This is a genomic window from Rhodococcus sp. PAE-6 (assembly GCF_025290685.1).
Taxonomy (GTDB): domain Bacteria; phylum Actinomycetota; class Actinomycetes; order Mycobacteriales; family Mycobacteriaceae; genus Rhodococcus; species Rhodococcus pyridinivorans.
Window position 1 is genome coordinate 326722 of sequence record NZ_JAOCLZ010000004.1, and the last position, 12165, is coordinate 338886.

A 12165-nucleotide genomic window follows, 5' to 3' on the forward strand; every position below is an offset into this window, starting at 1 on the left:
TGGAGTACCGGAGTAGGGGCTGCTGACGTCATGACCCGTGCAACTACGTGCCCGCGCTCTTTGTTCCGGGCGGTGTGGTGGCCTCGCTGTCGTCGAGCACGCGCGCCCCGGCGGCGAACTTCTCGACCTGGTCACCCAGCCGGATCTGCGCGGGGACGGCTCCGCCGAGCAGGTCGCGGGCCAGGGCCGGGGAGTCACCGAGCGGCAGGTCGCTGCCGGCGATGACGACGTTGCCGTAGCGGCGTCCCTTGAGCATCGCGGGGTCGGCGACGATCACGGTGTGCTCGAAGACCTCACCGATCGTCGCGGCCTCACGTTTCGCGACGGTCAGGTCGCGGAAGTCGCCGCAGTTGACGACGTAGACACCGCCGGGCGCGAGCACGCGTCGGGCGTGCTGTGTGAACTGGAGGGTGGTGAGTGCGACGGGAGTGCGGTTGTAGGCGAAGACATCCCGCACGATCACGTCGCGGCTCGCGTCGGAGAGCGAGGTGAGGACCTGACGGGCCTCCCCCACCCGGATACGCAGCAACGGAGCGCGGGGCAGATCGAACCAGTGGCGGACGAGTTCGGCGAGGCGACCGTCGATCTCGACGACGACCTGCCGAGCGTCGGGGTAGACCGCGGCGAAGTAGCGCGCCATCGTGCACGCACCCCCACCGAGGTGCAGCACGCGCAATCTCGAATCGTGTTCGAACCTGCTCTCGACGAGCATCGCGATCCACCGCATGTACTCGAACTCGAGCAGGGCCGGGTCGCTCAGGTCGATGTGCGAGCTGGGCACCCCGTTGATCTCGAGGACCCATCCGTCGGCGAGATAGCGATCCTTGACGAGCTCGCACGTACCCGTGTCGATGTCGTACAACCCCTCGGCCGGGCCGCCCGGTGCACCCGTCTTCTCCTTGCACGGCGACGATGCGGCGCGGCCACCTCGTTGCCTGCTCATACGACGAGCCTAGTACCGGCTCGTTTGCCTCGGATCAGAGGCATCGTGCCGACGAACGAACTCTGGTCGGGGAAGAACAGCTGGTTGAACACCAGGCTCGCAGCCGTCGCGTAGAGGAAGAAGTCGTACCACTCCACCGTGGTGCCGAGCAGGCTCGCCGCGACCACGGTGCGTAGTCTCCTGCGACGATCGAGATCGGACTCGGGTGCGGAACTGGGCTGTGACAGCGTGGTCACGGACTCGATTCCCGGTGGTGGACAGCGTGCAACCCGGCGACGCCAACCACGTCCGACACATTCACACACGGGCGGGCAACGGCCCGGTCGACTTCAAGGGCGAGTACATCCGGGTCGAGAACGCCCAGCTCCAGCGCATCCCCCGATCCGGTGCCGCCGCTCTTCTTCGGCGGGTCCTCTCCCGCCGCCGGCACCGTCGCATCGCAGTTCTGCGACACCTATCTCACGTGGGGTGAGCCGCCGGCCGCCGTCGCCGACAAGATCGCGTGGATCCGCGGCCTTGCCGACATCCAGGGACGCACCCTCGACTACGGCATCCGCCTGCACGTCATCAGCCGGGACACCTCCGACGAGGCCTGGGCCGAGGCCGACCGCCTGCTCTCCGCGCTCGACCCCGCGACCATCGAGAAGACCCAGCAGAGCCTGGCCCGCTCCGGTTCCGAGGGGCAGCGCCGGATGGTCGAGCTGCACGGCGGGGCAGCGCTTACGCCGCGAGCAAGGACGCCCACAGCCTCGAGGTCTCCCCCAACCTGTGGGCGGGAGTCGGACTCGTCCGCGGTGGCGCGGGCACCGCGCTCGTGGGTTCCCACGAGGAGGTCGCCGACCGCATCGCCGAGTACGCCGAGATCGGACTCGACCACTTCGTGCTGTCGGGCTACCCGCATCTCGAGGAGGCCTACCGCTTCGGAGAGGGCGTGCGCCCGATCCTCGAGCGTCGCGGCCTGCTCGCCCCGGCCTCCCACCGCCCGGGCGACCTGTCGGGCTCGACGGCCTTCCTGCCCTCCGCGCACTGACCATCCCCTGACACATCGATACAGCACAGCTCGACCAGCGCCGGCACGAAATGTGTCGGCGCTGTTACAGCTGCGGCCCTCGTCGTGCGGATCCGTCCGCAGCACAGAGAATGGGGGCCATGCCGGACCGAGGATTCACCTCCACACAGCTCGCCGCACGCGCGGCGTACCTGCTGCGTGGGAACGACCTGGGCGCCATGACGAGTGCCGCTCCCAAGCTTTATCCACACATGTGGAGTTGGGATGCGGCGTTCGTCGCCGTGGGGCTCGCGCCGCTCAGTGTCGAACGGGCGGTGGTCGAACTCGACACCCTGCTCTCGGCACAGTGGAAGAACGGGATGATCCCACACATCGTCTTCGCCAACGGTGTCGACGGCTACTTCCCGGGCCCGGCGCGCTGGGCGGTCTCCGAACTGGCCGCGCACGCACCGGCGCAGGTGCAGACCTCGGGTATCACACAGCCTCCCGTGCACGCCATCGCCGTACAGCGCATCCTCGAGCATTCACGACGGCACGGCCGCTCGACACGTGCTGTCGCCGAGGAGTTCCTGGATCGCCGGTGGGCGGATCTCGTGCGGTGGCACCGCTGGCTCGCGCACGCACGCGATCTCGACGGCAACGGCCGCATCGCGCTGTACCACGGGTGGGAGTCGGGCATGGACAACTCCCCGCGCTGGGATACGGCGTACGCCAACGTTATCGCCGGTCCGGTGCCGCCCTTCCATCGCGAGGATCTCGAGCACGTCGCCGACGCCACCCAGCGACCCACCGACCGTGAATACGCGCGTTATCTGTGGTTGCTCGAGGAGATGAAGACGGCGCGTTACGAGGACAGCGTGCTCGCGAAGGCCATGAGCTTCGCGGTCGAGGACGTCTTCGTCAGCGCGGTGTTCTCGCTGTCGTGCGAGGTGCTTGCAACCATCGGTGAGGAGCATTCCCGTCCCAACGCGGATGTGCGCGAGCTGTATCAGTGGGCCGAGCGGTTCCGGAAGGGCGTGATCACCACGACCGACTCCCGCACGGGCGCGGCGAAGGATTTCGATCTACGCAGCGGGAAGTGGGTCGCCACCGACACTCTCGCGATGTTCGCGCCACTGCTGTGCGGCGGTCTCGACCGGCAGGCCGAGAGGGCGCTGCTGCGCACCTTCGAAGGGCCGAAGTTCTGCGGGCATCCGGATCTTCGCTATGCGGTACCGCCGTCGACGTCCCCCGTCTCGGGCGACTTCCGTCCCCGCGAGTACTGGCGCGGACCGGTGTGGCCCGTGATGACGTGGTTGTTCTCGTGGGCGTTCGCCCGTCGTGGTTGGGCCGAACGGGCCAACGTGCTTCGCGCGGAAGGACTCCGGCAGGCGAGCGACGGCACCTTCGCCGAGTACTACGAACCGTTCACCGGCGACCCGCTCGGCAGCATGCAGCAGTCGTGGACCGCCGCAGCGGTATTGGACTGGCTCGGATGACCCGTGCGTGGTTCCGGGAGCGAGCGCGACCGGAACCACGCACGAGGTGTCAGACCCCGATACGTCCGCCGTCGGACTTCCACGCCGCGACCACGGCGGGACGCGGCTGGGAGTCGCCTCCGTCGGGCCAGTGCGAGGCCGGCGACGCCCACGACGCGTCGTCGGTCTCCCCGGGATGCTGGACGCACACCACGACCCGGCCGTCCTGCACGATCGGCCCGCACGTCTCGGCGCCGATCGGCACGGTGAGGAACTGCTTCGTCTCACCGCGGCGCGGTCCGTCGAGGACGACGCTGAACAATCCGTCGTTGGAGCCGAGTGCGTTGCCGTCGGTCGAGATCCACAGGTTGCCGTACGAATCGAAGGCCAGGTTGTCCGGGCACGAGATCGGACTGACCTGCGACTTGTCGAAGCCGCCGAAGTAAGTGTCGGCCTCGTTCGGGTCGCCGCACACGAGCAGCAGCGTCCACGTGAAGGACGTACCCGCGTGGTCGTCGTCGATCTCGAGGACCTGACCGTTCTTGTTGTTCTCGCGCGGATTCGCCTCGTCGGCCGGCGCGGCGCCGTCGACACCGCGCTTGGTGTTGTTGGTGAGTGCGACGTAGACCTTGCCGGTGACCGGGTTCGGTTCGAAGTCCTCGGGACGATCCATCTTCGTCGCGCCCACCCGGTCGCCGGCGAGGCGGGTGAACACCGCGACCTCTTCGGCGCTCATGCCGTCGACCAGCGACTCGGCGCTGCCGTCCTCGTTCGCGCGCAGCAGCGGGATCCACTCGCCGCTGCCGCGGAACTCGCCGGCCTCGGGAAGTGTTCCGGATCCGTCGATCTCGTCCGGATGGTCACCGCTGAGCTTCGCGACGTAGAGCGTGCCGGCGTCGAGCAGGGTCATGTTGTGCCGCATCGCAGCTCGCGAGTTTCCGGGCTGCATCTTCCGCGACGAGACGAACTTGTACATGTAGTCGAAGCGTTCGTCGTCACCGCTGTACGACACGACGGTGCCGTCGTCGGTGATGTGGACGGTGGCCGCCTCGTGCTTGAACCGTCCCAGTGCGGTGTGCTTGACGGGCACCGAATTCGGATCCCACGGATCGATCTCGACGATCCACCCGAACCGGTTGACCTCGTTGGGGTCCGCGGCGATGTCGAAGCGCCGGTCGAATCGTTCCCACTTCCGTTCGGTTTCCGCGCCCTCGAGTCCGTACCGGGCGAGACGTTCGGCAACGACCGGGTCGGTGACGCTCTCGGCGTTGGCGAAGTACTGGTTGAAGTTCTCCTCGCCCGACAGCACGGTGCCCCACGGCGTGAGCCCGCCGGCGCAGTTGTTGAACGTCCCCGCGACCCGCGTGCCCGTCGGGTCGGCGGTGGTCTTCAGCAGGCCGCTGCCCGCGGCCGGTCCGGTGAGAAGGAACTCGGTTGTTCCGGTGATACGACGGTTGTATTCGCCGAATTCCGGTGTCAGGCGCCCGGTCCCGGGCTCGCCCTTCACCTGGACGACGGACAGCCCGTGACCGGCGATGCCGATGCGTACCTGTTCCTCGGTCGGGTCGTCCGCGTCGTAGTCGGCGAACATGAAGGGCTCGGTGGTGTATTCGTGATTGACGACGAGCAGGTAGGTGTCGGGTCGGCCGTCCACCGGGAGCAGACCGGCGAAGTCGTTGTTGAACCCGAACTGCTTCTCCTGTGCGGTCGCCGTCTGGTTGCCGATGTCGAAGGCCGGTGCATCGGGCAGCACCGGATCCCCCCATCGGATGACGACGTCGTTCTCGTATCCTTCCGGAACCGTCACCGCGTCATCGGTGTTCGGCGCGACCGCCGTGAAGTTCGTGCCGTCGGGCACCGGCCCGAGATCGCCTGCCGCCCCAGCGTCACTACCGGCGGCGGCAGTGGAATCGTCCGCACAGGCCGTCAGAACGCCACCGGCGCCGACGGCGAGCACGGCCATGGCCCCGCCCCGCAGAACCCCGCGACGCGAGACGGCCGCGCGCACGATGTCGCCGAAGTATTCACCGCGGGAGGTGTTCGGGACGGCGTGCGAACAGGCATCCCCGCACTTGTACTTGCACGTGATGTTCGAGCGCGACGATATGCCGTCGTGCGTGACGAACAAGGGCAGGACTCTACGGGCCACAACGTTCTCCTCGTAAATCGGTTCGACGCCGGAACCGTAGGAGCGTCAGGCGAGTCGGACGGAACGAGAAGGTGAACACCCGATGAGCATTCGGCGGCCGTGAGACGGCGGTCACAGAACGGGCCGAGGTCCGCCCGGGGTGATGCGGTCGGGATCCACGATCGGCCGGACACCGGGACGGTCGTCATCGAAGAACGCGCCATCCGGCGACTCCTCCTCGTCGTCCTCGACCTCGCCGGGCCTGCCGTCGACGAAGGGCACCACCCGGTTCGTGATCGCGGTGTTGTATTCCGCGGGAGCCTGGATCGGATTGGCGTGTCCGGTGCGGTCGAGTTTCGACACCAGCAGCGTGCCGTCGACACCGCCGGACTGGTCGATCAGGATCCGGTGACTGTACTCGACGTCGACGACGTTGTCGTTCACGGCGTTCCGTGGCCGGAGGAACGCTATGGCGGGACGGATCTTGTCGTCGCGTTCGTCGGCGAGTGCCCTCAGGTTGTCGATTGCACCGGAGGCGACGATCGCCCGGAACTGCGATTCGATCAGTCCGTTGCTCGCGGCGTCGGTCGAGAAGATCTTGTCGTGGAGCACCTCGACCGCGACGTCGTGCAACTCTTCGGTGTCGATACGGCGGTACCACCGGTCCGAGGGGAGCACGAAACGGTCCATGCGGGCGGCGACCTCGACGAGCATGCGCATGCTGCGGCTCTCCCGTGCGCCGGGCAGCCAGCCGATCCAGCGCAACAGGTCCTCACCGGCGTCGCGCGCGTCGGCCCGCACGGCGTGCAGGTCGAGCGGCGTGCAGTCCAGGATCACGCCGGTCACCTCGAGATCGGTGTCCTGATACAGGTGCTGGGCGACCTCGAGGGCGATGATCCCACCCATGCTGTGCCCGGTGAGCACGATGTTCTCGATCCCGGACCACGCGGCACGCTCGTGGATCAGGCGGCTGACGACGGCGGTGTCGAGACCGCTGTTGTCGTACTCGACCGCCCACACCTGCCCGAGTTCGCTCAGTGCGGGCAGTGCCGTGGCGGTCTCGGTCGCGTCGAGGTTGCCCAGGCCCACCAGGTCGACGACCGCCGTGTCGCGGTCCTCCCGCGTCGCCGCGTCGTGGATCGGATGTAGCTGTGGCTGCGTGAGAGCGAGTCGCTCACGGACCGGCGCGACGTCCCATGCCCAGTACTGGGTGAACAGGGCGACGAGCGGGAGCGCCGCGACGGCGGTGCGCGCGAGGGCTCGTCGAAGCCGGCCGAACCGTACCCAGTGATGACCGGCGCGGGTATCGCGGAGACGTCGCCGCCGCCGACCGTCGTCCCAGTCGTCGGCGGTGCAGGGCGGTAGCCATGGTGCGTTCGACATGCACCACCGATGCTACCGACGTACTGTGCTCGGCTCAGGGTCCGTCGGCACGGGCCGGGATCAGCTCAGCCCCGTCAGCGGGGGTGCGGAGTTGTCGTCTCGCCACGCGATGGCTTCGCGCAGTTCGGTGAGGTCGTAGTCGGGACCACCGACACCCACCGTGAACTGCGTGATCCCGAGCTCCACATAGGACGGGGCCGCGTCGGCGCCGGGCCACGAGGTGGACCGTTCGATGTCCTCGGGTCGACGACCGGCCTCGGCGCAGCGCTGCGCGAGGATCTCGGATTTCTCGGCGTGGGTCTCCATCTCGCCGAAGCTGTGCCAGATGTCCGCGTACTTCGCGACCATCGGAAGCGTCTTCTTCGGGCCGCCGCCACCGATGAGGATGGGAATGTGCCGGGTGGGCTGCGGGTTCAGCTTGCCGAGGCGATTCACGATGCGGGGCATGTACTCGGCGAGCAGGTCGAGGCGGGAGCCCTTGGTGCCGAACTCGTAGCCGTACTCGTCGTAATCTCGTTCGAACCAGCCCGAGCCGATGCCGAGGATGAGACGACCGCCGCTGATGTGGTCGACGGTGCGGGCCATGTCGGCGAGCAGGTCGGGGTTGCGGTAGCCGCCACCGGTGACCAGTGCGCCGATCTCCACACGCTCGGTCTGCTCCGCCCAGGCGCCGAGCATCGTCCAGCACTCGAAGTGGGCGCCGTCGGGGTTGCCGTAGAGCGGGTAGAAGTGGTCCCAGTTGAACACGATGTCGGCGCCTGCGTCCTCGGCGCGGAGCACGGTGTCGCGGATGACGCCGTAATCGGGTTGCTGCTGGGGCTGTAGTTGGAGTCCGATGCGAATGGGGCGCGTCATGGAGTCCAGGTTAAGAGAGTGTGTCTCATGTGGACGGCTTCTTGAAGCAAGTGAGTGCAGCACCGAGATGGAGGAACCCGACGAAATGTTCCCCGCAGGGCTCGATAGCGATCGGCGGACGAGGGGAACGCGCACGACGATGACCTCCAGCTCGGGCGCAGCCGGACGGCGGGCCGGGTCCGGGGCCATGTCGGCAGTTTCCCGCGCGTCCTTCTCCAGAGTCGCTGCGGTCTCGGCGAACTGGTCGAGGGCGGGATTCACGCCGACGAGTGTGAATCGCGTCCGATCACGGTGACGTCGCCACCCCACAGGTCGCCGAGGATTCGGACGAGGAACGCGGTGCTGTGATCCCAGCCGTCGCGCGGGGCGCCGGCGCCGTAAGAGCCGCCGCGGGTGATGAGTAGAACGACGGGCTTACCGTCGAGGAATCGATCGCTGGCGACGCCACCGGCAATGACAAGGTCGATCAGAGGTACTGCAGTCGGGACCGGCGGGGGATGTCGCCGAATTTACCGGCGTGAAAGTCCTCGAATGCATTGGTGATTTCCACCTTGGTGTTCATGACGAACGGTCCGCCGAGCACCACGGGTTCGCCGATCGGCGGTCCGCTGAAGGTATGGATTCGTGCGGGGGTGTCGCCGTCGGTGGTGTCGATGTCGATGGTGGACGAGCCAGCGTGCGTGCACCCGGAGCGCAGCGCCGGCAGATGGACGAGCAGAGGGAACGAAAGCCGCACCTCGCGCCTTTTGGTACCGAATGCCGTACCGAAGTGGTACCGTTTAATGTACCGGTTCAAGAGCTGGGCCGAGAGACTTCGGGGAAGGAGTACCTATGGCTGCCATCACTGCTACCGAAGCGAGAAAAAACTTCTTTCCGCTGCTCGAACAGGTCAACAAGGACCACACCCCTGTGGAAATCGTATCCAAGCGGGGCAATGCCGTCCTGATGTCGAAGGATGACTACGACGCCATGCTCGAGACCTCGTACCTGATGCAGTCTCCGGCCAACGCCCGACGACTGCTCGCCAGCATGCAGAGAGCTCGCGGAGGTGAATACACCGAAAGGGAACTCATCGAGTGAACATCACCTTCACCGACGAAGCCTGGGACGACTACCAGTTCTGGATCTCGACCGACAGAAAACAGCTCAAGCGTGTCAACGAGCTGATCAGGGATTGCCAACGAGACCCGTACTCGGGGATCGGCAAACCCGAACGGCTCAGACATGCCCTGTCAGGACTGTGGTCTCGACGTATCGACAAAGAACACCGCCTGGTCTACGAGGTCATCGACGGTGCCCTGGTCATCATCGCCGCCCGCTACCACTACTGACCCGATCCACGGTCCGACGACCGAATCCGGGCAGGATTATCACTTCTGACTGAGCAACCGCAGACACATCCTCGCCGATGGTCGGGGGGGTACTTGCAGGTCAGCGACAGTCGACATGCACCGAGACATACACCCGGCCACTGTGCTCGCCGCTCCACTGGTCCGGACCTTCGACGGCCGCGGCGATGTCGAACTGGTCGGGTTCGGACCAGTCCACCGGCTCGGGTGCCGCGATCAATGCGGTGGTGTCGAGCTCGGCGGACGGGAACTGCTGGTCGGTGTTGCCCACCGTCAGTACCGGCGACCCGCACGCAGCGCGGAGCAGATGGTCGATGTCCGATGTGCGCCACGCGGTCGCCGAGAACCGGATCGTGTCCTGAGCGAGTAAGTCCACTGCCTGCCCGACACCGACGGCGTGCGCCGCGGCCATCTCCACCCCGGTGCTTATGCCGCTGTCGAGCAGCCACGCATGGAATATGGGTATGAGCCGCTGGTACTCGTCGACCGCGGTTCGGCGAGAGCGATCTGCGAGCGAGACCATCGTCCCCTGGTTCTTCTGCGCTCGCTTCTTGGCTTTCGCGGCGCGCTTCTGCCCGGCCGAACCTCTGCTCTTGTCGGACATGTGGCAGGACCTTTCATCGACGACCGGTTTCTGTCGCGCCCACCCGATGCATTCCTGCCTCGCACACGCGTGTCCGGCAGGCTTGTCGGCGGGCGATCGGTATCGGACACTGCTCGGTATGTATCGCCGAGCGAAAGGCCGCCGAACTTCGTGGACATGGTGATCGCCCGCAACCCGGACCCGGAATCACGGCTGCCGTTCCTGCTGCGCCTGCCCCTGTCGGACGGACTGGTGTTTCGCACCTCCGACACCTGGCCGCGTACCAAAGCCCTGTTCTGCTATCCCGTTCCGGCCGACGAGTGGCCTGAGGACCCCGAGATCGTCGAGCAGGTTCGGTTGCGTTCGTGTGTGCGTCGCGGTGCCGCGATCGACGTGGTCCTGGACCGGGGACGGGAGAACCGGTCGCAGATCGTGTTCACCCAAGCTCGGGGGCGCGATGCCGTGTTCTGGCAATCCCCGCGCACTCGGAAGCAGGCACGTCCGAATGTGCGCACCCCCACCGCCCGAGCCGCCGGCATCGCCGAACTGACGATCGTCGTCGATTCCCACGAGCGTTACCCCTACAAATTCCCCGGGCAGCAGGTCGACACCGTCCGCCGTGCGCTGGCGTGCGGAGACTACGGTCTGCTCGTCGACGACCGGTTGGTCGCCTCGGTCGAACGCAAGTCGTTGGCCGACCTGGTAGGCAGCCTGACCAGCGGGAGGCTGCGTTTCGCGATGGCCGAGCTCGCTGCCCTGCCCCGCGCCGCAGTGGTGGTCGAAGACCGTTACTCGGCGGTGTTCAAGTTCGAACGGGTCCGGCCGGCGATGATCGCGGACGGTCTCGCCGAGCTGCAGGTCCGCTACCCCGGTGTGCCGATCGTGTTCTGCGAGACTCGTCAGCTCGCCGAGGAGTGGACCTACCGCTATCTCGCCGCCGCGCACGAGTGGACCGGCGTCGAGGACGCGGCGTGTGACCGCATCACACCGCAGCACAAGGACGCTCCCACCGCGGAACCGTCCACCGCCGACGTACGCGCGTGGGCCCGCGGCGAGGGCATGAAGGTCCCCGATCGTGGCCGGCTCCGTCCCCAGGTGTGGGCGGCCTGGCGCAACGCTCACGCCTCGGGGTGAGGCTGAACGCCGCAGCAGCCGATGCCACGTCCTACCGTTTCGTGCGGAAGGCGCGGCGACTGCCACGCGCGCTCGATAGACCGCGCCCCATCCAGCGGTTCGACGCCACGCCGTGCTGAGCACGGCGATCACGTCATCGTCGAGCATGATTACTGAATCGTCCCTGATTTCATCGAGGGTGAGCCAGACATCCCGGAAGGATCACCCCAGACTCATCATGGCGAACTACAAATACCCTCAGGAATTGGCGTGAGCGAGCGACCCGACTCGCCGTCGAAGCCCGCCGTGACCCCGACACCCGCACCGGCGCGCCATCAACCGGATCGCCGAGCAGACCGGCGTCCACAAGGAAGCCCTGCGGACCTGGGTGCGCAAAGCCGAAGACGACGAGCTCCCGACCGAGCCGGTCGATGCCGAAGCGCGCATCCGCCGTCCGGAGAAAGAGAACCGCGAACTACGGCAGTTGATGGAGATACTTCGCTCTGCCACAGTGTTTTTCGCGAAGGCGGAGTTCGTCCCCGCAAGTGGGAGGTGGCCCCACGCCGACTGAAGTAATCGCCTGTGTTCATCGACGAACACAAACACCGCTGGGGGATCGAGCCGATCTGTCGCGTTCTGTCGGAGAACACCGGCCGGGAAGACGTCGAAGCGGCCACCGTGCAATGGGTGCATTGGTTCGATACCGAACGGGTCCACGGCATACTCGACTACCGCACCCCGACCGAGATCGAGACCGCCTGCTACGCACAACCACCGGCCGCACCTGCGGCCTGAGGACTGAACACACGCTCAGCCTCAACAAGACTCGGGACTTGACGATCCAGTGGAACAACCCGACCCGAGTGGTCGGACGATCAGCCATGCCAGCAGAGCGATCGTTACCGCACAACCATATTCACAGCAACGCGCTCAGCTGATCGGTGCATTCGGGCTAAGAGCATGTCTCATTTGGTCAGTGTCTTGAAGGGGGTCAACGCGGCAGCGAGTTGGAGAAGGGAAGCGAGGTTCTCACCGTGACGTTCGTAGCGCATCGTCAGCCGGCGATAGCCGCTCAGCCACGCCAGGGTGCGTTCGATCTTCCACGGTAACGGCCGAGGCGCTCGCTGCTGTCGACGCCGCGGCGGGCGATGCGTGGGACGATGCCCCGTGCCCGCAGCCTCCGGCGGTGTACGGGATAGTCGTAACCCTTGTCCGCCCGCACCCGGCCGGGCCGGCGACGACACGGACCACGACGCGAACGCACCGCCGGAATCGCAGCAACCATCGGCTGCAACATGACACTGTCATGGGTGTTCGCCGAGGTCACCGCCGTGACTAGGGGGAA

General features: G+C 66.7%; 12 protein-coding genes and 3 pseudogenes. 7 read left to right on the plus strand and 8 right to left on the minus strand.

Annotated elements, in window-relative coordinates; genetic code table 11:
• Nucleotides 1-43 precede the first annotated feature (43 nt).
• Nucleotides 44-943: a spermidine synthase gene (locus NVV99_RS12200; RefSeq protein WP_260782887.1), complete on the minus strand. Its 900-nt coding sequence runs from the start codon at nt 941-943 to the stop codon at nt 44-46.
• Nucleotides 944-984: 41 nt separating this feature from the next.
• A pseudogene (locus tag NVV99_RS12205) lies at nt 985-1179 on the minus strand (MFS transporter); the annotation flags it as partial.
• Between the two features lie 71 nt (nt 1180-1250).
• On the opposite strand from NVV99_RS12205, the pseudogene NVV99_RS12210 reads away from it, so the two are divergent.
• Together NVV99_RS12210 and NVV99_RS12215 are read left to right on the plus strand one after the other, a co-directional pair.
• A pseudogene (locus NVV99_RS12210) lies at nt 1251-1973 on the plus strand (LLM class flavin-dependent oxidoreductase); the annotation flags it as partial.
• Nucleotides 1974-2092: 119 nt separating this feature from the next.
• Nucleotides 2093-3430: an amylo-alpha-1,6-glucosidase gene (locus NVV99_RS12215; RefSeq protein ID WP_024102503.1), complete on the plus strand. Its 1338-nt coding sequence runs from the start codon at nt 2093-2095 to the stop codon at nt 3428-3430.
• 49 nt (nt 3431-3479) lie between these two features.
• Here NVV99_RS12215 and NVV99_RS12220 read toward each other — a convergent pair whose 3' ends face one another.
• The 4 genes from NVV99_RS12220 to NVV99_RS12235 form a co-directional block, all read right to left on the minus strand.
• Nucleotides 3480-5558 carry a PhoX family phosphatase gene (locus tag NVV99_RS12220; protein WP_024102502.1) on the minus strand — a complete coding sequence of 693 codons (2079 nt, stop codon included), beginning with the start codon at nt 5556-5558 and terminating at the stop codon, nt 3480-3482.
• 111 nt (nt 5559-5669) lie between these two features.
• A complete protein-coding gene (locus tag NVV99_RS12225) occupies nt 5670-6920 on the minus strand; it encodes an alpha/beta fold hydrolase (protein WP_024102501.1) in 1251 nt (416 codons plus the stop codon).
• A gap of 60 nt (nt 6921-6980) precedes the next feature.
• Nucleotides 6981-7775, minus strand: coding sequence for an LLM class F420-dependent oxidoreductase (locus tag NVV99_RS12230; RefSeq protein WP_006550857.1), 795 nt, complete (start codon nt 7773-7775; stop codon nt 6981-6983).
• A 466-nt stretch (nt 7776-8241) separates the two neighbouring features.
• Nucleotides 8242-8511 (minus strand): pirin-like C-terminal cupin domain-containing protein, encoded by a 270-nt coding sequence (locus NVV99_RS12235; RefSeq protein WP_006550856.1) that lies wholly within the window; start codon nt 8509-8511, stop codon nt 8242-8244.
• 95 nt (nt 8512-8606) lie between these two features.
• Here NVV99_RS12235 and NVV99_RS12240 point away from each other — a divergent pair, with 95 nt between their 5' ends.
• Together NVV99_RS12240 and NVV99_RS12245 are read left to right on the plus strand one after the other, a co-directional pair.
• Nucleotides 8607-8855, plus strand: a complete 249-nt coding sequence (locus NVV99_RS12240; protein ID WP_006550855.1) for a type II toxin-antitoxin system Phd/YefM family antitoxin — start codon at nt 8607-8609, stop codon at nt 8853-8855.
• Nucleotides 8852-9106, plus strand: a complete 255-nt coding sequence (locus NVV99_RS12245; protein WP_024102500.1) for a Txe/YoeB family addiction module toxin — start codon at nt 8852-8854, stop codon at nt 9104-9106. Before NVV99_RS12240 ends, NVV99_RS12245 begins: the two co-directional genes overlap by 4 nt.
• Nucleotides 9107-9206: 100 nt before the next feature.
• Here the strand turns inward: NVV99_RS12245 and NVV99_RS12250 are convergent, their stop codons facing one another.
• Entirely contained in the window at nt 9207-9728 is a 522-nt protein-coding gene (locus NVV99_RS12250; RefSeq protein WP_024102499.1) for a hypothetical protein, read from the minus strand.
• A 156-nt stretch (nt 9729-9884) separates the two neighbouring features.
• Here NVV99_RS12250 and NVV99_RS12255 point away from each other — a divergent pair, with 156 nt between their 5' ends.
• From NVV99_RS12255 to NVV99_RS12260, 3 genes are all read left to right on the plus strand, one after another.
• On the plus strand, nt 9885-10841 hold the full coding sequence (locus NVV99_RS12255) for an ERCC4 domain-containing protein (protein ID WP_019290518.1): 957 nt from the start codon (nt 9885-9887) through the stop codon (nt 10839-10841).
• 313 nt (nt 10842-11154) lie between these two features.
• The gene (locus tag NVV99_RS27265; protein ID WP_080678512.1) at nt 11155-11391 is read left to right on the plus strand and encodes a transposase; all 237 of its coding nucleotides are present in this window, start codon (nt 11155-11157) and stop codon (nt 11389-11391) included.
• An 11-nt stretch (nt 11392-11402) separates the two neighbouring features.
• Nucleotides 11403-11615: a transposase gene (locus tag NVV99_RS12260; protein WP_024102496.1), complete on the plus strand. Its 213-nt coding sequence runs from the start codon at nt 11403-11405 to the stop codon at nt 11613-11615.
• A gap of 170 nt (nt 11616-11785) precedes the next feature.
• Here the strand turns inward: NVV99_RS12260 and NVV99_RS12265 are convergent.
• Nucleotides 11786-12165: pseudogene (locus tag NVV99_RS12265) on the minus strand (transposase); the annotation flags it as partial.